The organism is uncultured Anaerofustis sp. (assembly GCF_938029165.1).
Lineage (GTDB): Bacteria > Bacillota > Clostridia > Eubacteriales > Anaerofustaceae > Anaerofustis.
Genome location: NZ_CALHFB010000001.1, coordinates 1 through 25,783 on the forward strand (window position 1 = coordinate 1; position 25,783 = coordinate 25,783).

At 31.4% G+C, this 25,783-nt stretch carries 18 protein-coding genes and 1 rRNA gene; 8 read left to right on the top strand and 11 right to left on the bottom strand.

Annotated elements, in window-relative coordinates:
* From Q0516_RS00005 to Q0516_RS00020, 4 genes are all read right to left on the bottom strand, one after another.
* A 16S ribosomal RNA gene (locus tag Q0516_RS00005) occupies positions 1 to 59 on the bottom strand; the annotation flags it as partial.
* Positions 60 to 533: 474 nt separating this feature from the next.
* On the bottom strand, positions 534 to 2,009 hold the full coding sequence (gene lysS / locus Q0516_RS00010) for a lysine--tRNA ligase (protein ID WP_257479943.1): 1,476 nt from the start codon (positions 2,007 to 2,009) through the stop codon (positions 534 to 536).
* Between the two features lie 17 nt (positions 2,010 to 2,026).
* Positions 2,027 to 2,500 carry a transcription elongation factor GreA gene (greA, locus tag Q0516_RS00015; protein ID WP_257479944.1) on the bottom strand — a complete coding sequence of 158 codons (474 nt, stop codon included), beginning with the start codon at positions 2,498 to 2,500 and terminating at the stop codon, positions 2,027 to 2,029.
* 77 nt (positions 2,501 to 2,577) lie between these two features.
* A complete protein-coding gene (locus tag Q0516_RS00020) occupies positions 2,578 to 3,453 on the bottom strand; it encodes a hypothetical protein (RefSeq protein WP_294467593.1) in 876 nt (291 codons plus the stop codon).
* 119 nt (positions 3,454 to 3,572) lie between these two features.
* Here Q0516_RS00020 and murI point away from each other — a divergent pair, with 119 nt between their 5' ends.
* The 5 genes from murI to Q0516_RS00045 are packed head-to-tail and all read left to right on the top strand — an operon-like array spanning position 3,573 to position 13,541.
* Positions 3,573 to 4,382: a glutamate racemase gene (murI, locus tag Q0516_RS00025; protein ID WP_294467596.1), complete on the top strand. Its 810-nt coding sequence runs from the start codon at positions 3,573 to 3,575 to the stop codon at positions 4,380 to 4,382.
* An 11-nt stretch (positions 4,383 to 4,393) separates the two neighbouring features.
* The gene (locus Q0516_RS00030; RefSeq protein ID WP_294467599.1) at positions 4,394 to 7,729 is read left to right on the top strand and encodes a PD-(D/E)XK nuclease family protein; all 3,336 of its coding nucleotides are present in this window, start codon (positions 4,394 to 4,396) and stop codon (positions 7,727 to 7,729) included.
* Positions 7,716 to 11,231 (top strand): helicase-exonuclease AddAB subunit AddA, encoded by a 3,516-nt coding sequence (addA, locus tag Q0516_RS00035; protein WP_294467602.1) that lies wholly within the window; start codon positions 7,716 to 7,718, stop codon positions 11,229 to 11,231. Before Q0516_RS00030 ends, addA begins: the two co-directional genes overlap by 14 nt.
* A gap of 1 nt (position 11,232) precedes the next feature.
* Entirely contained in the window at positions 11,233 to 12,432 is a 1,200-nt protein-coding gene (locus tag Q0516_RS00040) for a nucleotidyltransferase (protein ID WP_294467604.1), read from the top strand.
* A 50-nt stretch (positions 12,433 to 12,482) separates the two neighbouring features.
* Positions 12,483 to 13,541, top strand: a complete 1,059-nt coding sequence (locus Q0516_RS00045; protein WP_299236938.1) for a nucleoside recognition domain-containing protein — start codon at positions 12,483 to 12,485, stop codon at positions 13,539 to 13,541.
* Between the two features lie 17 nt (positions 13,542 to 13,558).
* Here Q0516_RS00045 and Q0516_RS00050 read toward each other — a convergent pair whose 3' ends face one another.
* From Q0516_RS00050 to Q0516_RS00080, 7 genes are all read right to left on the bottom strand, one after another.
* A complete protein-coding gene (locus tag Q0516_RS00050) occupies positions 13,559 to 14,050 on the bottom strand; it encodes a hypothetical protein (RefSeq protein ID WP_257479951.1) in 492 nt (163 codons plus the stop codon).
* 2 nt (positions 14,051 to 14,052) lie between these two features.
* Positions 14,053 to 14,538: a pantetheine-phosphate adenylyltransferase gene (coaD, locus tag Q0516_RS00055; RefSeq protein ID WP_257479952.1), complete on the bottom strand. Its 486-nt coding sequence runs from the start codon at positions 14,536 to 14,538 to the stop codon at positions 14,053 to 14,055.
* Complete coding sequence (gene rsmD / locus Q0516_RS00060; protein ID WP_294467610.1) at positions 14,539 to 15,081, bottom strand: 16S rRNA (guanine(966)-N(2))-methyltransferase RsmD; 543 nt, start codon at positions 15,079 to 15,081, stop codon at positions 14,539 to 14,541.
* An 8-nt stretch (positions 15,082 to 15,089) separates the two neighbouring features.
* Positions 15,090 to 17,117 (bottom strand): ATP-dependent DNA helicase RecG, encoded by a 2,028-nt coding sequence (gene recG, locus Q0516_RS00065; protein WP_294467613.1) that lies wholly within the window; start codon positions 17,115 to 17,117, stop codon positions 15,090 to 15,092.
* 2 nt (positions 17,118 to 17,119) lie between these two features.
* A complete protein-coding gene (locus Q0516_RS00070; RefSeq protein WP_294467616.1) occupies positions 17,120 to 18,769 on the bottom strand; it encodes a DAK2 domain-containing protein in 1,650 nt (549 codons plus the stop codon).
* A gap of 22 nt (positions 18,770 to 18,791) precedes the next feature.
* Positions 18,792 to 19,148, bottom strand: coding sequence for an Asp23/Gls24 family envelope stress response protein (locus Q0516_RS00075; protein ID WP_257479956.1), 357 nt, complete (start codon positions 19,146 to 19,148; stop codon positions 18,792 to 18,794).
* 170 nt (positions 19,149 to 19,318) lie between these two features.
* The gene (locus Q0516_RS00080; RefSeq protein ID WP_294467620.1) at positions 19,319 to 19,927 is read right to left on the bottom strand and encodes a hypothetical protein; all 609 of its coding nucleotides are present in this window, start codon (positions 19,925 to 19,927) and stop codon (positions 19,319 to 19,321) included.
* A 359-nt stretch (positions 19,928 to 20,286) separates the two neighbouring features.
* Between Q0516_RS00080 and recF the strand changes: the two genes are divergently transcribed.
* Genes recF through gyrA form a run of 3 tightly spaced genes read left to right on the top strand, consistent with a single transcriptional unit; the run spans position 20,287 to position 25,778 of the window.
* Complete coding sequence (gene recF, locus Q0516_RS00085) at positions 20,287 to 21,387, top strand: DNA replication/repair protein RecF (protein WP_294467623.1); 1,101 nt, start codon at positions 20,287 to 20,289, stop codon at positions 21,385 to 21,387.
* Positions 21,387 to 23,297, top strand: coding sequence for a DNA topoisomerase (ATP-hydrolyzing) subunit B (gene gyrB, locus Q0516_RS00090; RefSeq protein WP_257479959.1), 1,911 nt, complete (start codon positions 21,387 to 21,389; stop codon positions 23,295 to 23,297). Before recF ends, gyrB begins: the two co-directional genes overlap by 1 nt.
* 12 nt (positions 23,298 to 23,309) lie before the next feature.
* The gene (gene gyrA, locus Q0516_RS00095; protein WP_294467629.1) at positions 23,310 to 25,778 is read left to right on the top strand and encodes a DNA gyrase subunit A; all 2,469 of its coding nucleotides are present in this window, start codon (positions 23,310 to 23,312) and stop codon (positions 25,776 to 25,778) included.
* Positions 25,779 to 25,783: the final 5 nt, after the last annotated feature.

Below are 25,783 nucleotides of genomic sequence, written 5' to 3' on the forward strand. Positions count from 1 at the left end.
TGCATGTGTTAAGCACGCCGCCAGCGTTCGTCCTGAGCCAGGATCAAACTCTCAAAATAATATCGTTTCAGCACTAAGGCTGATACTCATCTTGGTTGTTCTTAATTCCGACTCATATCTCAAATTTCACTGACTTAAATTACATTTCTGCTTTTTAATTCGTTCTTCTTATTCTCTTATTCTTTTGTATCATTAGCTCGCTGTTTTGTGAAACATCTGTTTCTCAGACAGCTCAGTTATTCTATCAAATACATAAAGTTTTGTCAAGCTTTTTGACAACTTTTTTTATAAAATTTTACAGTTTTTCTTAAACCCTTTTATAGAACGGGTTTCAAGAAGTAAAAATTATTGCATTTTCATAAAAACTTGCAGTTTTTTTCAAAAAATTAAATAAATTATTTTGAATTTTTTTTAATATTTTATCGTGTATTTAATAGTTCACTAGTAATAATTACCCTTAAATTTATTTTTTATACATAATTATAATATAAAAAATAAAAAAAGGACCAATTAATGATCCTTTATAATTAAATTTATTCTACCGGTTTCATTGTAGGGAATAAAATTACGTCTCTTATGGAACTTTGATTAGTAAGAAGCATAACTAATCTGTCTACACCAAAGCCAACTCCTCCCGTAGGCGGAAGTCCGACTTCAAGTGCATTAATAAAATCGGTATCGTAAGGATGAGCTTCATCATCCCCTGTTGCTTTCTTTTCCATTTGAGCCGCAAATCTTTCTCTTTGATCAAATGGGTCATTAAGTTCACTAAATCCGTTACAGTATTCATGACCTGCTATGAATAGTTCAAATCTTTGAGTATATCTATCATCATCCATACACTTTTTAGCGAGCGGAGAAATCTCCACCGGATGATGTGTAACAAAAGTAGGCTGGATTAACTTTGCTTCACAATGTTCTTCAAACACTTCTTCTATTATTTTACCGATACCCCATTCTTCTTCAGGTATTACATTTAATTTTTTAGCTTCTTCTCTTGCAACTTCTATGTCTGTTATTTTATCAAAATCTACACCTGTTTCTTCAGTGATAAGATCAACCATCTTCACTCTTCTAAACGGTGCTTTAAGTGATATTTCGTTATCTCCAAACGCAACAGTAGTTTTACCTAAAGTTTTACTTGCAATATATTCATACATTTTTTCACTCATATTCATAACATCATTGAAGTCAGCATATGCTTGGTATGATTCCATTGTTGTAAACTCAGGGTTATGAGTTGCATCCATTCCTTCATTTCTGAATATTCTTCCGATTTCATATACTTTATCAAAACCACCTACTACCAACCTTTTTAAAGGCAGTTCGGTAGCTATTCTCATATACATAGGGATATCCAAAGTATTATGATGTGTAATAAAAGGTCTCGCATTAGCCCCACCTGCCAAAGTACCGAGAACAGGAGTCTCAACTTCTACAAAACCTTCACCGTCCATAAAATCTCTCATGCATTTTACGATTTTTGAACGCATCAAGAAAACATCTTTTACTTCAGGGTTCATTATTAAATCGACATATCTTTGTCTGTATCTAAGCTCAGGGTCTTTTAGTCCATGAAACTTTTCAGGTAAGACTTGAATTGATTTGCTAAGTAATATAACTTTTTCTACTCTGACAGAGATCTGACCTCTTTGAGTCTTAAAAACTTCGCCGTCAACGCCCAAAATATCTCCGATATCATATGCTTTTATCAATGCATATTCGTCTTCGCCTACCACATCTTTTTTAATGAATAGCTGAATCCTTCCGCTAGAGTCCATAAGATCATAAAATCCAACTTTCCCCTGTCCTCTTTTAGACATAAGCCTACCGGCAAGTTTTACTTTCTTACCTTCATATTCTTCAAACTTTTCATTTATATCTTTACAGTAAGCATTATATTCAAATCTGCTTTCTTTATATGGATATTTGCCTTCATCGGTTAATTCTTTAAATTTATCAATTCTTACTTTAACTACTTCAGGTGCGTTATCATAGAAATCACTCATACTTTTGACCTACCTTATTATTTAACTTCTAATATTTTTAAATCTACTATACCATCAGGAACTTGAACTTTTGCAATTTCACCGACTTTTTTACCTAAAAGAGCACTTCCTATAGGTGATTCATTCGATATTTTGTTATTATCCAAATCAACTTCTTCGCTGCCTACAATAGTATAAACAACTTCCTCATCAAAGTCAGTATCATATACTTTAACATCACTGCCAAGAGAAACTACGCCGCTTGCTTTATTTGTATCATCAAATATAACCGCATTCTTAAGTTTATATTCGATTTCTCTTATTTCGCCTTCTATAAAACCTTGTTCCTGTTTTGCTTCATCGTATTCGGCATTTTCACTTAAATCACCGAATTCTCTGGCAGCTTTTATCTTAGATGCTACTTCGTGTCTTTTTACATCTTTTAGATAATTCAGTTTTTCTTCTAATTCTTTATATCCTTTTTTTGATAAAATTACTTCTTTATCAGCCATTTCGATACCTCTTAATTTATTTTCTAATTCTCAATCAATCTGTATATTATAAATACTAAGGACATTCCTGTCAAGTATTACTCCTCATTAAAAAAAATCAATTTAAAACATTTATCATATAAATATTTATCTAAATCTACATTTATTATGTCATTCTTACTTTTTACTACTTTATCCTCGTACATAAGAGCCTCTAAAAAAGATAATTCCAAATTTTTAACATTGCTTCTTTCAATATTAATATTTGGACACCTGACTTTTATATTATTGATTTTTCGTTTTGCTTCTACTATTTCTTTCTTTTTATATAATGAAATATAATTATCGGTTTTTATAATGTTTATTTTATCACTGAAAGTTTCTCTGCTTAAATCAAATATCAATTCACAGCTCTTTGAAGAGTTTATATCTTTACTTACATATATACTGCTTCCGATATCTTTTAAAATATTACCAGAAATATTATCCCCTAAATATGGATTATTAACAAAAAAAATCACCAGTGGAAAATATTCGCAAATCATCTTAATGTATTCATAATTTGATTTGCCATCTATCATTAAACCTATTTGAATTTTATCCGGAGACTCAATGATTTTCTTCACCTTTTCAAATAAAGTTTTAAAACGAAGTTCCCTTCCGTCTAATATTGACAAACCTACATCTTCAAATATTTTTCGGTCTACATCATTTTCCAAACAAAGAAATTGTATATCCTCTTGTTCAATTTCTTTATTTATTCTTTCTAAATTACGACCTCTTATAATTTCGTCATTATTAACAAATAAAATTTTTGCAATCAATTTGAAACTGCTGTCCTTTATATTTGAAGGCTCTATCATTTTAGGATAGCCAAAAAATAGTTTATGTAACTTGTTTATAAATATTTCTTTTTTAGTCAGAACAAAGTCATCTTTATATCTATCATAATTAAAAACATAAAAAAATTTCATATTAACTCCCTATAACTACCATGAATCATATTATTTATATCTGTTTTAATGTTATGTTTTTTGTGATAGAATAATCACTGAGAATATTTAAAATTTTTACATAAAGAGGTCATATTTTAATGAACAAAAATCAACCTATAGGCATACTGGACAGCGGAGTGGGTGGACTTACAGTCTTCAAACAAACCGAAAGGCTCTTGCCTAATGAAAATATCATATATTTGGGCGACACGAAAAGAATGCCCTACGGAAATAAATCTGAAGAAGAAATAATTATGCTTGCAAATAAGATGATACGTTATTTGGAAGAACAAGGTGTAAAGGCGGTGCTGCTCGCATGCAACACCATTTCTTCTCATATAGATAAACTTACTTCAACAGTTCCTATATTCAGCATAGTAAAAGCGGGAAGCGAACTGGCAATAAAAAAATGTAACGAAACAGATGATGATTTAATAGGGCTTATTGCCACAAAAGCAACGGTTAACAGCGGATCATACAATAAAGAGATAAATAAAATAAATAAAGATATTAATATAATATCAAATGATTCTACAAGACTGCCTAAAGTCATAGACAGTCAAATCGAAAACAAACCTCTTTTAAATCAGCTCATCAAAGAATGTATAGAACCTATATTAGATAAAGATAAAAATGTCAAAAACCTGATTTTGGGCTGTTCCCATTTCCCTATAATAGAAAAGGAAATAAATAATATATATAATGATTTGACTTTACTTGATCCTGCAGAGCAAATGGTTGAAAATGTAAGGATGTATTTAAAAGATAAAAATTTACTTAAAAATAGCGGAACAAGCCATAAGACCCTTTACACTACAGCTGATATATTGGAATTCGTATCTTATATAAAAAGACTTAAAATCAATATAGATAAGCTGGAAAAAATAAAACTATTTGAAAATGATTAAGGATAACGATAATGATAAAAATCATACTAAGCTATATCGAAGAAAAAGCTTTCTTTAAAGCAAGTAGAGATATCAGAAACGAACTCGAAAATCAAAATGTCAATAAAGTATTTTTCTTAGTCCCTGAACAGTTTACCGTAGAAACAGAAAGAATGCTTACGGATAAACTGAGTGCAAAGGGGCTTATTGATATTGAAGTGCTTAGTATAAAAAGACTTACAAATAGAATTATATCAAAAACAAGAAGTGAAATGCCTCCCGTACTTGATGACAGCGGGAAAAGTATGATAATAAAAGTTATCTTAAATAAATTAAAAAATGAACTCACATGCTTTAAATCTTTAACAAACAAAGCATCTTTCAATGAAAATTTAAGCGAATTATTCAGCGAACTTAAAAAGAGCAATGTAAGCAGCGAAGATTTAAATCCGGATAATTTTGATAACAAAAACGAAGAGGATTATTTCTATAGAAAGGCTCTTGATATACATAAAATATATAAATCTTATAATGATTTTTTATCAGAGGATTTTCTGGATTTTGAAGATGTAACTTTATACGCAAGTTCTGTACTTGATAATGTAAGATTTTTGGATAATACCAGCATTTATTATTTCGGATTTGAAGGCTTTGACAGAAACGTGTATAGCTTAATTGAAGCTATTTCAAATAAGAGCATAAATCAAACTTTTCTTTTTACAACCAATACAAAAGAAGATACAAATAACGAATCCTACAGAATAATAGATGATACATTATATAAATTAAGAAAACTTGCAAAGGATAACGATGAAGAAATAGTTACCGAAGTCGATAAAGAAGACGAAAAAGAAAAAGATATAAAATTTCTGGCAGATAATATATTTTCATACGACACCAATACCTTCGAAGGTGAAATCAATAACATAGAAATATTCAAAGCCTCTACAGTATATGAAGAAGTAGAAAGGACAGCTCTTAGCATACTTAAATTAGTAAAAGAGGAAAACGCGGACTTTAAGGATATTCAAGTTCTCCCTTCTGATTATGACACTTATAAAGAATTAATAAGCGAGACATTCAAAAAACATAATATCAGCTTTTTTCTCGATAACACAACGAGCATTATGGATACAAATATCTTACGAGGTATTTTAAAAATATTAAACATAGTAAGCGACAATTTCAAGACCCATGATATTATATCCTTTTTAAAGACCGGACTGACCGATTTATCTAAAAATGACATAGAAACCTTTGAAAATTACGCTCTCGAATTAGGCATCAAAGGCACTATGTGGACTGTAGATTTTAAAAGAAACAATCCGGATAATGAATATGATTTGAATTATTTAAATGAAAAAAAAGATGAATTCATGCTTCCTTTGATAAATCTACGAAATAACTTAAAAGACAAAACATCTGTTAAAGAAATAACAAATATATTATATGACTTCATGGAAGAATTCGGATTATATGAAAAAATAATCGACCTAGTAAATAAATTCAAATATAAAGAAGATTATGAAAATGCAAATAAATATGCTCAAATTCACAACAGTATAATCACTGCACTTGAACAAATCTATGATTTCCTGGGAAATGAAAAACTGTCATTAAGTGAGTACACTAAAGTACTGGAAAGCGGATTTAATTCACTTAAAATAGGAATAATACCGTCAACCATAGACAGTGTGAATATAGCAAGTTTATCCAGAAGCAGGAGCAGCGAAATAAAATATTTATTTATACTGGGAGTGAACGACGGAGTTCTTCCAAGCAACTTCGCAAATTCCAGCGGTATTTTTTCAAATAAAGAAAAACTTATGGCTATTAATGAAGGCATTAATCTAAGAACTACAGAACAATATAAAATAGACGAAGAAAGATATTTCCTAGCAAGCGTTATATTAAAGACCGAAAAGAAGATATTTATTTCTTACCCGATTACCGGTACCAGCGGTGATGAACTTCTTCCCAGCTCCATTATCTTTAAAATCAAGGATATAATGCCAAAGATTAAAATCGAAACTATTGATAAAAATAACCTTGAAGATAATTTAAGTTTGATATCAAACTATGAAGCAACCTTTAAATATTTATTAAACAATAAACTACATAAAAGTACTAATGATAAAGTAAATACTCTATGGGATACGATATATGACTTATATGAAGAAGATGATAAAGGAAAGTATTTAATAGATATCATGAACAGTGCTTTATCATTTAATAACAAAGCCGTAATACAAAATAAGAAGCTGGTAGATGAAATATATAAAGGCGAAATAGTAACTAGCATAAGCAGGCTGGAAACCTACGCAAAATGTCCTTTTAGTTACTTCGTTTCTTATGCTCTCAAGCCAAAAGAGAGAAAAAAGAATAAAATAAATAAACCGGATATAGGAAACATACTCCATGAAATAATATCGGAATTTTCAAGGAAGATAATAGAGAAAGAAATAGACACAGAGAATATAGAAAAACATGAAATAGAAAAAATATCTTTTGATATAACCAATGATATAATAGATAAATATTCTTCCGGAAAACTTAAAAATATCATCAACAGTGCCTACTTTAAAAGTAAGCTTATTCGTAATGCTAACTATTCTTTAAGTACGATTGTATCGGAGCTTAACAGAAGCAATTTTAAAATAACATCTACAGAAAGCAAATTCAGTGAGGAAAATGAAGAAGCGATAAAAATCGTTACTAATAAAAATAATTTAATGACAATCCACGGGATAATAGACAGAGTAGATAGTTATGAAGATGAAAATGGCAGCTATGTAAAAGTAATAGACTATAAAACAGGAAACGCCACTTTTGATTTTATAAAAAGTTACTATGGTATAAGCATGCAGCTTCCTATATATTTGACTGCGGCAACAAATAATGAAGACAAAAAACCTGCGGGGGCTTTCTATTTCAAAATCACACCGCCTATAGAAAATATAAAAAGCTCATCTTCCTTAAAAGAAATAAAGGAAGCGGTAAAAGAAAATAAACTTGACGGCGTAGTTTTAGATGACAAAGAATTAATGGATAAAATAGATAATAATAAAAATTCCATCAAGGTGAACAGAGATAAAACGAATATGCTTTCAAGCGAAGACTTTTCAAATTTAATCATTCACACAAAAAATAAAGCTAAAGAAATAATAGATGATATAGCAGAAGGTAAAATAGAAATTCATCCTTATATAGATAAAAACAACTCTACACCTTGTGAATGGTGCAAATATAATAATATTTGCAAATTTGATACTTGTTTTAAAGATAATAACTATAACAAACTTAGCAATTTGCCTAATAAAGAAATAAAAGAACTACTCTCAAAGGAGGCCGAAAATGAACTGGACTAAAAGCCAAAGTGATGCTATCAATACAGATAATAAAAACCTCCTTATAAGTGCAGGTGCCGGATGCGGTAAAACCGCAATACTTACAAACAGGATTATCAGATTGATGCTGGAAGAAAAAACAGACATAGATAAATTTTTGGTGGTTACTTTTACAAATGCGGCTGCAAGCGGAATGAAAGAAAAAATAAGAAAGCTTCTATATTCTAAAATAAAAGAAAAAGGTAACGACAAAAGATATCTCTTTGACCAAATTTCCAACCTTGAAAAAGCAAATATATCCACTCTTCACTCATTCTGCATAAGTATAATAAGGGAATATTATCACCTTGTCGATGTAGACCCCGCATTTAAAATAATAGATTCCACCAATGCAAACATACTTATGGACGAAGCATTCGATATGCTTTTTGAAGATAGGTACAAAAAAGAAGATAAGGATTTTATAAATACTTCCCTATCTTATTCTTTTAATTCCGATGAGGAAGAGTTTAAAAATATATTAAAGGAAATATATTTCTTTATTTACAATAGACCAAATCCTTTTAAATGGCTGAGAGAAAAAGTTGAATTATTTAATACTGACTATGCAGATATAGAAAATAGTATATATATAGATATAATCAAAGATAAAATAAACGGATATTTATCGTTGGCTCTCGATTATTCATCTAAGGCTAAAGATAATGCAATAGGATATGAAGCAAAAGATGATTTACTGGAAATTTTAAACATGGATTTGGACGGGCTTAAAAACGCACAAAATATAATGAAGAATGATTTAGAAAAATTTATCACCTTAAAACCCTCAGATATATTTAAAAGATTTAAAGCCGGTGGGCTAAAAGCAGAAGAAAAAGCAGAAGTTCAAAATCTCAGGAACGAAAGTAAAGATATATTAAAAAAAGCACTAAACATTTTAACATTTAATTATAAAGATATCATAAACGTGGTTCATAATCTCTATCCTCATATGAACGTCATCGAAAAGGCGATCATAGATTTTGATACATATTACACACATCTAAAAGCAGAAAAAGGAGTCCTCGAATTTAAAGACACAGAGCATTTATGCCTTAAAATACTTGAAGATGAAAAGGCAAGAGTAGAAATCTTATCTAAGTTCGACTACGTTTTCGTAGATGAATATCAGGATACAAACCTTGTACAGGAAGCAATTATCAATAAAGTAATCAAAGAAAACAATTTATTTACAGTAGGAGATGTAAAACAAAGTATTTATCGTTTCAGACAAGCTGAACCGGAAATATTTTTAGATAGGATAGATAAATATAAGAAAAATGAAAAAATAAATGAAACTATTTATATGAACACTAACTTCAGAACAAATAGAAATATAATAAATGGAATAAATTATTTGTTTGAAAAGATAATGTCAGAGAAAATAGGAAAAATAAACTACGATGAAAATGAAAGGTTAATAGCCGGCAGAGATGAAGAAATAGAAAATAAAATCGAAGTTCATCTTATCAATAAGGATACGGCCGGTGTTGACTCAATTGACTCAGAGTTAAGTGAACTCAGCACTGAAGAAAGCGAAATAACATATATAGCTTTAATGATAAATAACCTTATCGGAACAGATATTTACGATCCGGAACTTAAAGAATACAGAAAAGTTAAGTTCAGCGATATTTGTATACTTCACAGAAGTGCAAATATGAGGATTAAGAACGTTAAAGAAATATTCAATAAATACTCGATACCGGTAATGAGCGAAAAAGAAATAGAATATTTTAAGACTCTTGAAATTGAAACTATCAAGGATTTTTTAAGCATTATTAACAACTTTAAAGATGATATTACCCTTTTATCGGTAATGAGAAGTCCCATATTCAATTTTACAGTGGATGAACTGCTGGAAATAAAGATTTCCACTAGAGAAAGTCATTACTACAAAAGCATAATGTCATTTATAGATAAAGCAGATGTAAATATAACCTTAAAAGATAAAGTAAGAAATATGCTTAAAGTAATAAATGATTACAGTGATAGAAGTCTATATACATCGGTTATGGACTTAATATCAAGCATATACGAAGAAACCAATATCATGGATTATATGAGTGCTCTTCCTTTTGGGAATATAAGAGTAAACAACATGAAAACACTGCTCATAAAAGCTAAAGAATATGAAAGTTTTTCAAATGAAGGATTATATGGATTTATAAACTTCATGGACTACGCAAAGATCCAAAGTGAAAGCGGATATGCTTTCAGCGAGGACAGCGAGAACAGCGTAAACTTCATGTCCATACATAAAAGCAAAGGTTTAGAGTTCCCTATAGTTATTTTAATGGGGTGTCATAAGATGTTTAATATGCTTGATACGAAGAAACCCATAATGTTAAATAAGGATTTGGGAATATGCCCTTCTTTAATTGATTTGGATAACAAGTATAAAGTAGACAGTATATTTAAGATTTGTGCAAAAATAGTCGAAAACAATGAAATATTAAGCGAAGAAATGAGACTGTTATATGTAGCTTTAACAAGAGCAAAGGAAAAGCTGATACTGACATCATACTCAAAAGACACTAAAAAACTTATAGAAAAACTGCCCAATAATGTAACACCTTACTCTGTAGAATTTTCAAATTCATATATCGAATGGATCATGCAGGGGATTTTAACTAAAAAAATATACGATGAAGAGAATAATATAATTCACGAAGACAATAATTTTATAATATATAATAACAAAATAGAAGACTTATCAACAGAGTTATCAACAACACAGAATAAACAAAAAGAAGATGAATTCAAATTAGAGGGCACAATAATAAATAAAGTCAAAAGTGATTTAAACTTTAAATATAAAAATATAGTAAATACCACTATTCCAAGGAAAGCAGGAGTAAGCAGTCTTAAAAATATAGATTTGCTTGAAGTAGGAAACAATGTAATAAACTTAAGGGAAGCACCAAAATTCAAACAGGAAAAAACTGCTCTTTCAAGTACAGAAAAAGGAAACATAATACACTTTATATTTGAAATAATCGATATTGATAAACTTAAAACAGCTGAAAATCTAAAATCAGAAATAGATAATCAAATCAGAGAATTTATAGATAAAAAAATGCTTAAACAAGAAGAAGTGGATAATATTGATATCAATTATATTTATAATTTCTTTAACAGCAAAATAGGAAAAAAACTTCTAAATTCAAAAAAAATATATAGAGAACTTCCATTCAACCTAGCGTTAAAGGCAAAGGATATAACTAGTAAATGGATAGACAGTGAAGAAGAAATCCTTGTTCAGGGGATAATAGACTTAACTTTTGAAACAGAAGACGGAGCTATGATACTCGTAGATTATAAAACGAACCATTACAATAATGAGGATGAAAAGAAGGAACTTTTAAAAGGATTTGAAGTTCAGCTTAACTATTATAAAAAAGCAATATCGACACTATTGAACAAAAAAGTGAAGCACAGCTACATATACTTTTTAAGTAAAAATGAAATAGAAGAGGTTTAACATGAAGACCGTCGGAATAATAAGTGAATATAACCCTTTTCATAACGGACATAAATATCAAATTGAAAATGTAAAAAAAGAATTGAATGCGGATAATGTAGTTTGTATAATGAGCGGAAACTACACTCAAAGAGGAGAGCTATCAATAATAGACAAATATAAAAAATCGGAATTTGCAGTTAAAAACGGTGCAGATCTTGTAATTGAGCTCCCATTTGTTTACGCATGCTCTACCGCAGAAATTTTTTCTTCTTCGGCAGTCAGTATTTTAAATAGTTTAGGCATAATAGATTATTTATGTTTTGGAATGGAAGACAGTGAAAAACTTGAAGATATAACAGCAGTATGTAAGTTCCTTTTAACAGAGAGCGAAGAATATAAAATTAAACTAAAAGAGTATTTAAAATTAGGGTATTCTTATATATCATCCAGAGAAAATGCAGTTAAAGATATTTTAAATATAGACACCTCTTTCATGAGTTCTCCCAACAATATCTTGGCTATGGAATACATCAAAGAACTGATAAAGTTAAAATCAAATATCAAACCTTATCCTATAAAAAGGACAGCATCATATAAAAGTACTGACAGCAGCAATAAATTTTTAAGTGCCTTTGGTATCAGAGAAAAAATACTATCAGGAGAAGATATAAGTAACTTCGTTCCAAATAATTCATATAGCTTCTATTCAACATTAAATAGGGCAAATTCCCAAGTTATAGACAATTACTTCATCACGATTAAAAACATTATTTTATCAATGGAAAGTGAAGAACTATATAATTATGCAGATATGGAAATCGGTCTTAACAACAGGATTTATAATAACATATTTGACAGTGAAAATATAGAAGATTTGCTTAATCGAGTATCAACAAAAAGATATACAAAGAATAGGATAAGAAGGATTTTAATCCACATCCTTACAAACTACACTAAAGATGAACTTAATAAATATAAAATGCATACTCCGAAGTTTATTAAAGTATTGGGATTTAATAACAACGGCAGAGAATTATTAAAACAGATAAAGAATAATGATATAAAAATATTTAATAATTATAATAAAGATATAAATAAATTAAATGAACCGGATAAAGAAATAATCAAAAAAAATATTAAAGCGGATAATATATATAATGTAAATCACGATAAATTCAATCTTGACTTTTATAAAATGGCATTTTACAAGGACAAGTAGCATATATTTAAAATATGAAAAAGAAAAATTTTTTATATTTTATTATTTTAATGACAATTTTAATATATTTATTCATAGAAACAAAAACAGCTATGGCAGCTGTCAAAGAAGGCAGTATGCTGTTTTTTACAAGTGTACTTCCTTCTTTATTTCCATTTCTTGTACTTTCAAATATGTTTTTTAAATTGGACTATGCAAAATATATGGCTAAAATATTTTCCCCATTCATGTCTAAATACTTTAAATTAAGCGGAAAAGGTGCATATCCGCTTATTACAAGTATGATTTCGGGTTATCCAATAGGAAGCAAGACCTTAAGTGAGATGTATCTTAATAATCAGCTGTCATTTAATGAAGCAAATAAACTGATTTCAATTTGTTCTACACCGGGACCTATATTCGTTATAGGAACGGTAGCGACTGCCTTTTTAAATCTTCCGGCGTCCGGTCTTATAATACTCCCAAGCATTTATATGGCATTATTTATATATGCTCGATTATTTTTCAAAAGAGAAAATCATGTTTTTATGGGTTCAAATAAGCAAACATATAAAAAACATTATAACGTAGGGAAAATATTTGCAGAAAGCGTAAGCAACAGTATGGATACATTGATAAACGTACTTGGTTACATAATGTTTTTTTCACTTATTATAAATTTAATGGATACCACATTACTTACACATCTGGATATCCTTCCATTTAAAATAAATATGTTTTTATCCAATTTTATTAAAGGTATAATGGAAATGACAATAGGTATTAAAGGTCTGAGCGAACTTAATTTTATTTCTGCCCCTATTATGATAGGTGTAATAACTTTCCTTTTATCATTCGGAGGCTTATGTGCAAATATGCAATGTATTTCATTCATTTCAAATACAGATTTGAGTATAGGAAAATACCTGTTATCAAAACTATCTCTGGGTTTGATATCGGGAGGAATATCATATATATTGAGTTTTATTTTCCTTAAAGATGCTACGCTTACTTTTAATATAGGGATGAAAATACCATTCATGTTTAATTTGACGTCTTCATTGATATTTGTCACAGTATATACTTTTACTTTAATAACACTAATTACTTTAATAAAAAAAGAGATATGATTTCATATCTCTTTTAATTATTTTTCTTCTCTTACTTCCGGCGGTCTTGAGTTTGTAGCAGACTTTCTCATCTCTTTTAGTTCAACCTTATTGTCTTCCACCACATTGATCATATCCCTTAATTTATCCTGAAGATCTTTAAGCATTGCGGCAGAATATTCGATAGAACCTATTCTCATATTAAGCGATTCCGTATTAGCCTTTTTAAGCATATCTTCAGCTTTATTATATGCACTTCTGGTAATTTCATCGGAATCTATAAGTTCTTTAACTTTTCTTTCTGCGGCATTCATAATTTTGTTAGCTTCTCTTTCCGCATTGCCTATAATCATTTTCTCTTGTTCATTTATCCTTATTGCATCTTTTAAATCTCCCGGCATCTCTGCTCTGATTTCATCCAACAAATCAAGAACTTCATCAGGATCCACAATAATCTTTGTAGAAAAAGGAACAGTAGCACCATTTTCAACTAAATCTTGAAGTTTATCCAATAATTCTAATACTTTCATATTTACTCTCCCTTATATTTTTCTATAAGTGCTTTATTAACACATTCAGGAACCATTGTAGAAACATCTCCTCCAAATTCCGCAATCTGTTTAATATTACTTGAAGAAACATATGTATATTCATTACTCGCAACAAAAAATACACTTTCTACTTCCTTGTTAAGCTTTCTGTTTATAGTTGCCATTTGAAACTCATATTCAAAATCCGTCAAGGCTCTAAGTCCTCTTATTAAAATATAAGTATCTTTTATATTGCAGTAATCAGCAATAAGCCCTGTATAAACATCGACCTCAACTCTATCTCCCAAGTCTTCTATACTCTCTTTAAGAAATCTGACTCTTTCGTCAAGTGAAAACAAATGAGACTTTGTGGTATTTTCCATCAACACCACATATATTTTATCAAAAACTTTCGCCCCTCTTTTTATTATATCAACGTGACCGCTGGTGATAGGGTCAAAGCTTCCTGCATATATTGCTTTCTTCATTTAATCCTCCGTAACAAAAAAGTCAATACTTGTAAGAGAATAAGACTTTGTTTTTATATTTACCAATTTTTCAACCGGCTCAAGAGGTATATTCTTATCATGTTCGACAATCAATATCCCATCTTTACATAGTATATCACATTTAACGACATTTTCTATCAAATTTTTCAGTTTTTCATAATTATATGGAGGATCCAAAAATATGACATCAAACTTATCTTTCGTGGTATTTACAAAACTTATTGCATCTTTTTTTATTACGGTACTCTGCTCTACGCATTTGGTCTTTTTTATATTTTTCTTAATCAGACGAAAGCTGTCCATATTATTATCTACAAAAATACTTTTTTTACACCCTCTGCTTATAGCTTCTATTCCTATTGCTCCGCTTCCAGAAAATAAATCCAAAAATAAGCTGTCGGGGATATAAGGCATAATTATATTAAATAAATCTTCTTTAATCCTGTCCGTAGTCGGTCTGACCCTTCTATCTTTGGGATTTTCCAAATTGGTCCCTCTCATTTTTCCTGCTATTACTCTCATTTTTACCTCTAATTCCACGTAATATCTTTTGTAACATTATCATACTTATTTTTTATATATTTTAAATAATTTCTATTTACCTCATTATCATCACTCAATATTTTATCCATTGCCGTTTTGGATTTATTAAATAACTCACTGTTTTCGATTAACTTATATATATTGTATCCTCCCTTACCGCTTTGTCGGTAACCGAGGATATCTCCGCTTCCTCTGGTTTTTAAATCAAATAATGCAATTTCAAAACCATCGTTATTCTTTGAAAGGAAATTTAATCTTTCTATACTCTTTTTACTTGGATTTTCGCTTAAAAGTATACAGTAAGAATCTTTATTATTTCTTCCTACTCTGCCTCTTAACTGATGAAGAGATGCAAGTCCGAACCTATCCGCACCTTCTATTATTATAAGTGTTGCGTTTTTACTGTCAATCCCCACTTCTATGACACTTGTAGCAATGAGAGCACTTATTTTTCCGTTATAAAAATCTTCCATAATTTTTTCTTTTTCATCTTCATCCATTTTCCCATGTATCAAAGCAGCATTTACATTTTTAAAATATGTTTTTTTTAGCTTCTTATAAGTTTTTTCCGCAGCCTCTAAATCATCGCTGTCTATTGATGGACATACGACATATACTTGATTGTTTTTAGCTATTTCCTTAAGGGCAAATCTATATATCCTGTCATAATAAGAATAATCCTTAAAATATGTCTTTATTTCTTTCCTGCCTCCCGGCTTTTTATCGATAATACTTACGTCCAAATCCTTATATATACTAAGCATAAGTGTTCTCGGAATGGGCGTAGCGCTCATAACAAGAGTATGTACACTCTCTCCTTTTTTATCTAAAAATCCCCTTTGAGCCACACCGAACCTATGCTGTTCATCTATGACCGCCAGTCCGAGATTATTATATTTTACTTTGGAAGAGAACACTGCATGAGTCCCGACTATTATCTTGCTTTCGCCGCACTCAATCCTCTCATAGGCTTCTCTCTTCTCTTTAGCTGTCATTTTGGAATGTAATAATTCAACTTTAACATCAAGTTTATCAAATATCTCTTTTATGCTTTCATAATGCTGCATTGCAAGTATTTTGGTCGGAGCACAAAAAGCTGCCTGACAACCATTTAATACAGTCAAATATACTGAATATAAAGCAACTACGGTCTTCCCGCTCCCCACATCGCCTTGAACCAGCCTGTTCATCTTAACTCCCGATATTAAATCTTCCTCAATCTCTGTTATGACCTTATTTTGTGAAGGAGTTAATTTAAAAGGTATTAAATTCATAAATTTATCTTTATTTATTATCTCAAATATTTCACCCTTTTTACCGAGATTTAAATTTTTATTTAAAATAATAGATAAATTAAATCCGCAGAATTCATCAAATGTAATTCGTTCATTTGCTTTCAAAGTATCTTCCAAAGAATTGGGAATGTGAATATTTTTATATGCATCATTAAGCGAAATAAGATCATATTCCTTCTTTATCTCAAATGGAATATAATCTATGATATCTGCTTTACTTAATGCAGATGATATAAAGTTTTTAAAATCTTTATTTGTAAGTTTATTTTTTGTAGACAGAGGATAAACCGGATTAAGTCCGTTTTTAATCGAAACATTATCTTCTAACTTTGAATATTTGGGAGATACCATTTCAAAGTAATTCCCATTTTTTTCGACTTTTCCATATAGTTTATACGAAGTATCTTTTTTGAAGTAAGAGGATATATATGGATTATTAAAGAAGGTAGCATGAAAAATACTACCTTCGCTTAAGAATTTTATTTTTGTTATTTTTAAATTTTTTCTAACTATCCTGGTTTTAAGAGCTTCCAGAAAAGTACACTTTACCAAAGCTTTTGTTCCCGGTCTTACTTTATTTATCGAAGTGATATCTCCTACGACTTCATAAGTCCTGGGATAATAGTCAAGTAAATCTTCTAAAGTATAAATGCCCATACTATTTAAAGCTTGTTCTTTTTTCTCTCCAACGCCCTTTAAATCGCTTAATTTACAACTCATTTTTATTCTACGCTAACAATATAATAATATAAAGGCTGTCCTCCGTATGTTATTTCAACATCCAAGTCAGAATATTTTTCTTCAACCATTTTACCTATTTTTTCAGCTTCGGCTTCTTTTACATCTTCACCGTAATAGATACTTATAAGTTCACTGTCATCATCTACCATTTCATCGATCAAACTTAAAGTTGCTTCACTTATATCTTTTGTATCAGCTACAATATCAGAGCCTAATATACCTAAAATATCACCTTCGGAAATCTTCTTCTCCCCTATGCTCGTATCTCTTACTGCAAAAGTTACTTGCCCTGTTTTGACTTCTTCCATAGCTTCGCTCATGTTTTCTGCATTATCTTCAAGGCTTGAATCAGGTTCAAATACCATTAGGGCTGAAATACATTCAGGAATGGTTCTTGTTTTAACAACTTCGATATTCTTTTCGCTTATATCTTTTGCCTGAGTAGCCGCCATAATAATATTCTTATTATTAGGCATCAATAAATAATTTTTACCGTTGGTGTTATCTATTATATCAAGGAAATCCTGAGTTGAAGGGTTCATTGTTTGACCTCCTTCGATAACATAATCCATACCAAGATCTTTTAAAATTTTACTCATACCGCTTCCCGCAGCGACACCGATAAATATATACTCTTTTTCTTCTGATGAATATTTATTATCTTCTTTTTTATCTTCTTCATTCTTAATGATTATTTCATTATGCTGTTCTCTCATGTTTTCTATCTTTATTTTGGAAAGATCTCCGCATGTAGCAGCCATTTTCATCGCATTCCAAGGGACATTGGTGTGAACATGGATTTTAATGATACCATTATCATGAACAGCAACCAGTGAGTCACCGATAGGAGTCAATTTATCTTTTAATGCCGCCGTTAAGGCACTTTCATATTTTAAATTTTCTTTATGAACTTTTATTAGAAATTCAGTACAGTATCCGTATTTTATATCGGAAGAATCGATTTCAAATCCTTTTACTCCGCTTTCTTCCTTTTCTACTTCTTCAACGTCAATAAATATGACTTCCTCGCCTCTAAGTACCTTTAATGCACCTTCGAATAGACAAAGAAGACCTCTTCCTCCCGCATCTACAACACCTGCTTCTTTTAGAACAGGAAGTAGATTTGGGGTATTTTGAAGAGATTTTTCTCCCGCATCAAGTACATGAGAAACAAATTCTTCGACATTTGAATAACTCTTCCCATGTTCTTTTGCAAACTCGTTCATTTCTCTTGCAACGGTAAGTATCGTTCCTTCTGTAGGTTTCATAACGGCTCTGTAAGCCATTTTAGTAGAAAGCTCAAATGCACCGATCAAAGAATCGATATCTATTTCCTTGACATCTTTTAAACCTTTTGCAAAGCCTCTGAAAAGCTGAGATAAAATAACACCCGAGTTTCCCCTGGCACCCATAAGAGCACCGCTTGACATGCTTGCGGCAACATCTCCTATTTTATCGCTCGTAACTTTACTCATCTCCTCTACCGCCGTCTTAACGGTAAGAGACATATTCGTTCCGGTATCCCCGTCCGGAACCGGGAAAACATTAAGGTTATTAACCATTTGTTTGTTGTTTTCCAAATTGGCATAAGCGCCTTTTAACACTTTTTTAAACATACTTGCATCTATCATATCCCAAAACCTCGTAGTTATTTTATTGATTAGCTCTTACGCTTTGAACGTGAACGTTGATTTTCTTGATTTTTAGTCCCGTTTGTTTTTCTATATTATATTTTACAGTATCGATCAGATTTTCTGCAACAGTAACAATTTTCACGCCAAATTCAACAATAACGTAAATATCGATAACAAGTCTTCCATCTTCATCTACTACCTTAACACCTTTTCTAAGGTTTTCTTTTTTTAACAGTTCTATTATCCCGTTGGTAACACTTCTGCTTGCCATACCGACAATACCGAAACATTCCATGGCACAAAGCCCAACCATTTGTTCAATGATTTCCGTAGAGATATTTACATCTCCTATATTATCCGTCATTTTAGCGTACATTAAAATTATCTCCTTAATTAACTATATTTATCTTTATTATATCATAATAAGATTTTAAAAAAATAGCTTTTGTCATTTTTTTATTATTTCCAAAAGGTAATATATCATAACCAAAACAATTTAACAACAAAAAAGAAGAGGTTTACTCTTCTTTTTTAACAAATTAATTTTTATTTCACTAATTTTTGAACATCAAATATGTAATTAACAACTATAAGAAGTGAAATAAGTGTTGGAATATGAGGAAGGAATATTTTAAAGAATTCCGTCACTTCAAGTTTAACGAGTTTAACACTTCTTCTTCTTCTCGGTAAATCTTCTTCCATAAGCTGAGTTGCAATAATAGCATATATAAATACTATAAATATTATCAGCATCCCTGTTACGGTAAAGCTTAAACCCGTTGATCCGCCAAGTATTGCACCAAGACCGGTATTCATCAACTTATATAATTTAGGAAATTCGTAAAAAACAGCTCCCAGTATATTTATGATACCTAACAGCATAAGCAGATAAACGAATGTATTGATCCTTCCATATCTTCTGTCTTCGATACTTTTTATTGTCCCATATCTTACTTTGGCATACAAATAGCTTCTAAGTGCCAAACATCCAAGACAAAGGAGCATCGCGATAGTAAAGTAAATATACAGATTTTTAAGCATATCCATTTGAGCGGCAGTTAGTGTTCCTATAGTACTGGGTCTTAAAAACAAAAATAATGAAAGAAAAATAACTACTCCGTAAAACAAACTTGATTCTTTTAAAAATTTCTTCATAAATTCGACTCCGTTTTATAAAATATCTTAACTATTATATAATAAATTCTGATTTAATCAAATATTATATTAAAAATATCCGATTAAATTCTAAATTAATACACATAGTCCTTATTTTAAAGAAAAATTATTAAATAATAACTATGTCAAAATGTTCCAAGTAATTACATAATGTCTTATTTTTCAATTATTACCGCTCCTTTTTATCGGCAAATTTAAAGTTAAAATACATATACCCAAATGTCCTTCTTAAAAGTATTAAAAAAGTTTAAAATACGGGCTTTTATGAGCTAAAACACTAGCAAAAAAGAGCAATATATGCTATAATATTTTTATAAAACCTAAAGGGGTTTTTTTATATGTATATAGAAAATATTGAGATCACAAATTTTAGGAATATAAATAAAATAAATACTTCCTTCAATAAAAAGTATAATATTTTTTATGGGAAAAATGCACAGGGCAAAACTAATTTTTTAGAAGCCCTTTCTTTAACTTTAAACGGGATGTCTCACAGGGAGAAAAATACTCTGAACTTCATCAAAAAAGGTGAAGAATACTCTGAAATATCGGCAAAAGTAATAAAAGAAGATGATATTGATACTATTATAAAATGTATCATAAAAGATAAAAGGAAATATGAAATCAATTCTTCTCCCGTAAAAAGCAGGACAGAACTTTTAAGAGAATATAATCTTATAATGTTCACTCCGGAAGATTTAAAAATCATAAAAGGATACCCCGCTGACAGAAGAAAATTTTTGAATGAAAGTATAAGCCATATATTCCCGAGTTATCACAGCGCTCTAAGGAAATACAATAAAGCACTTAAACAGAGAAATGCTATCCTTAGGGATTATTCGAAGAGGAACATAGCATCCAGCTTACTTGAAGTTTACGATGAAACTTTATATACCATCGGAAGCGATATAATAAAAATAAGAATAAACGTACTAAAAAAAATAGAAAAAATTACTAATGAATTAAATAAGGAAGTCAGCAAAGATGAGGAAGTCAGATTTTTTTATTCTTCAAATGTACTTGAAAATGCAAAAGACTTAAAAGACATAAAAAGCTTATACAAAAAAGCATTAAAGAATGCTAGAAATGATGACCTTATGAAAGGGACAACAACTATCGGCATTCACCATGATGATATAAATATATTTCTCAATGACCTTGATACAAAAAAATTTGCATCCCAAGGTCAGCAAAGAAGTATTTCACTATGCATGAAATTATCTTTAATAAAATTATTATATGATAAATTCGATGATTATCCTATCGTCTTACTGGACGATGTGATGAGTGATTTAGACAAATTCAGACAAAAACAAATCTTAAACTTAATTAAGGACACACAATCATTTATAACTTGTGTCAATTACTCTTTTTTGGAAGATATAGATGATTATAAAATATATAAAATAGAAAAAGGGAATTTAATAGGAGGTAAATAGTGGCTAAACAAAACAGCAATTACGATGCTAGTAAAATCAAAGTATTAGAAGGCTTGGAAGCCGTTAGAAAAAGACCCGGAATGTATATCGGCAGCACCGGGGAAAAGGGACTTCATCACTTAGTTTACGAAATAGTAGATAACAGTGTGGACGAAGCTTTAGCCGGATTCTGTAAAAATATAGTTGTTACCATAGGTGAAGGTGACACGATAACAGTAGAGGATGACGGTAGAGGTATCCCTACCGGAATGAATGAAAAATATAAAAAATCCGCGGTGGAAATAGCACTTACAATGCTTCATGCCGGAGGTAAATTCGACTCTGGTACATATAAGGTTTCCGGGGGGCTCCATGGTGTTGGGGTATCCGTAGTTAATGCTCTTTCCGAACATTTAACCGTAAATGTCTATCAAAACGGACAAGTTTACGAGCAAAAATATGAAAGAGGAAAACCTATGACGGGACTTGAAGTCGTAGGAAAAACAAAAAAAACAGGTACAACTGTCTTCTTTAAACCCGACGGAGAAATATTCAGTGAGCTTGTCTTCAATTATGATACTCTAAAACATAGGATAAGAGAACTGGCTTTCTTAAATAAAGGTCTTAATATAACATTAAAAGATACAAGAGAAGGCAAAGACCAGGAAGAATCTTTTCACTACGAAGGCGGTATCATTGAATTTGTAGATTATGCAAACAGAGGCAAAGAAAAATTAACACCGGAAGTAATTTACTTTGAAAAAGAAAGCGATGTATGTATGCTTGAAGTTGCAATGCAGTTTTCCACAAGCTACTCCGAAAGTATTTATTCATTTGCCAACAATATAAATACTGTTGAAGGCGGTATGCATGTAAATGGATTTAAAACAGCTTTAACTAGAAGTATAAATGCTTATGCGAGAAAATATAACATACTTAAAGACAACGAAGAAAACCTATCCGGAGATGATATCAGAGAAGGTCTTTGCGTAGTAATAAGTGTAAAACTTGCAGACCCTGAATTCGAAGGACAAACAAAAACAAAACTCGGTAATCCCGAAGTAAGAGGATATGTAGATACCACTGTGGGAGATAATATTTCATCTTATCTCGAAGAACATCCACCGGTAGCAAAGATAATCGTTGAAAAAGCGTTGACTGCACAAAGAGCAAGAAAAGCAGCAAGAAAAGCCAAAGACTTGGTAAGAAGAAAAAGTGTACTTGAAAGTACGGCTCTTCCGGGCAAACTTGCGGACTGCAGAGAAAAAGATCCTTCTAAATGTGAAATATATATAGTCGAAGGGGATTCGGCGGGCGGTAGTGCAAAGCTTGGGAGAAACTCAAAGACACAAGCTATCTTGCCTCTTAGAGGTAAGATACTTAACGTTGAAAAAGCAAGACTGGATAGGATTTTAAATACAGACACCATTCGTTCAATGATCACTGCTTTCGGTACGGGAATATCCGAAGAATTCAACATCGAAAAGGCAAGATATCATAAAATCGTAATCATGACCGATGCCGATGTCGACGGTGCTCATATCAGAACATTATTACTTACTTTCTTCTATCGTTACATGAGAGGACTTATCGATGCGGGATATGTCTATATCGCACAGCCGCCTCTATATAAACTAGAAAAACAAAAGAAAGTATGGTACTTATACTCGGATGAACAGCTTGAAGAAAAGCTTCAGGAAATAGGAAGAGATAAAATAGGTCTTCAAAGGTACAAAGGTCTTGGAGAAATGAACGGTGAGCAGCTTTGGGATACAACGATGAACCCTGAAAACAGAACTCTCCTTCAGGTAAGTATTGATGACGCCGCATATGCAGATGAAATATTCTCTATTTTAATGGGAGACCAAGTACAGCCTAGAAAAGACTTCATAACCGAAAACGCAAGAAAGGTTCAAAACCTAGATATATAGGAGGTATAAAGAATGGCAAAAAAAGAAGAAATTCAAGATATACATGGTAAGATTGAAGACAGAGATATAGTCGAAGAAATGCAGACCTCTTATATAGATTATGCCATGAGCGTAATCGTCGGAAGAGCTCTTCCGGATGTAAGAGACGGTTTAAAACCGGTACATAGAAGGATATTATATGCTATGTCGGAACTTAATCTGACATATGACAAACCTTACAGAAAAAGCGCCAGAATCGTCGGGGATACAATGGGTAAGTATCACCCTCACGGTGACAGTTCCATATACGATGCAATGGTTAGACTCGCACAGGATTTCTCAACAAGATATCCACTTGTAGACGGACACGGTAACTTCGGTTCTATAGACGGTGACAGTCAAGCTGCTATGCGTTACACCGAAGCTAAGATGACTAAGATGACAGGTGAAATGCTTAGGGATATAGGAAAAGAAACCGTCGACTATGCACCTAACTTTGACGAAACATTAAAAGAACCATTAGTGCTTCCAAGTAGATTTCCTAATTTACTTGTAAATGGTTCAAACGGTATAGCAGTAGGTATGGCGACAAACATCCCTCCTCACAATTTAAGAGAAGTCGTAGAAGCTATAATAGCTTTGATAGAAGATCCAAATATAGAAATAAATGATTTGATTAAATATGTCAAAGGACCGGACTTCCCTACCGGCGGCATCATAATGGGTAAAACCGGTATATACAACGCATATACAACGGGAAGAGGAAGAATCAAACTTAGAAGTAAAACTCATATAGAGGAAATAAGCAAAACAAGACAAAGGATAGTAGTAACAGAAATACCTTATATGGTAAACAAAGCCAAAATGGTTGAAAAAATCGCTGATTTGGTTAGGGATAAAAAAGTCGTGGGTATATCGGATATCAGAGATGAATCCGACAGAAACGGAATAAGAGTTTGTATAGATTTAAGAAAAGACGTAAACGCTTCTATAATCTTAAATCAGTTATATAAGTATACACAGCTTCAGGATACCTTCAGCGTAATAAATCTTGCGCTTGTAGATAACCAACCTAAAGTACTAAACTTAAAAGAAATATTAGTACATTATTTAAACCACCAAAAAGATATAATCGTAAGAAGGACTGAATATGATTTAAAGAAGGCAAAAGCCAGAGCACATATAGTTGAAGGTCTTCTTATCGCTCTCGATAATATAGATGAAATAATTAAAATCATCAGAGCAAGTTATAATGACGCTGAAGAAAAATTAATGGAAAGATTTGATCTTTCCGAAGTGCAGGCAAAAGCTATAGTCGATATGAGACTTAGAAGACTGCAGGGCTTAGAGAGAGAAAAACTTGAAAACGAATATGCGGAACTTCTTAAAACAATCGAATACTTGGAAAGCGTTCTTGCAAGTGACGAACTTGTAATGAGTATCATCAAAGAAGAACTTACCGAAATAAAAGATAAGTACGGGGACAAAAGAAGAACAGCTTTTGAAGTAGACGATGAAGACTTCGACATGGAAGATCTGATTGAAGAAGAAGACATCGTAGTTACAATAACTCATGTCGGATACGTGAAGAGGCTTCCAGCAAGCACTTATAAGACTCAAAAGAGGGGCGGAAAAGGTGTTACGGCTCTTTCTACAAGAGAAAATGACTTCGTTAAACACTTATTCTTTACAACAACACATCACTATATAATGTTCTTTACAAACAAAGGTAAAGTTTACAGACTCAAAGGTTATGAAATCCCTGACGCTTCGAGAATAGCTAAAGGTACGGCTATAGTTAACCTCCTTGCACTTGACCCGGGAGAAAAAATAACCGCAGTTATACCTATAAAAGAATTTAAAGATGATGAATATCTTGTTATGGCAACCAGAAACGGAGTATTTAAAAAGACAAGTCTAACTGAATACGACTCATCAAGAAAAAATGGTATAGTAGCAATCAACCTTGCGGAAGACGATGAGCTCATCGGAGTATCATTAACAGACGGCAACCAAAACATAATCCTTGGAACACATAAAGGTCTCGCTATCAAGTTCAACGAGGCAGATGTAAGAGCTATCGGAAGAGTTTCCAAAGGCGTTAAAGGTATAAGCCTAAAAGAAGATGATCATCTTATAGGAATGGATATAGCCACAGAAAATGCTTATGTACTATCTGTTACAGAAAAAGGTTACGGAAAAATAACAAAAACTAACTTATATCCTACACAAGGAAGAGCGGGAAAAGGTGTCCTTAACTATAAAGTCACAAAGAAAACCGGGGAACTTGCCGGTATGTGTGTAATAGAGAAAGAAAAAGACGATATCATGGTTATAAGTATAGACGGAACCGTTATAAGAATAGACACAAGCGGGATTTCTCAAATGGGCAGAAGTACATCCGGTGTAAAAGTTATGACTCTTGATGAAGACGTAAATATTTCAACTATTGCTAAAGTCCCTTCTCAGGACGAAGAATTAGATGATCCTGATGAAGAATAATTAGG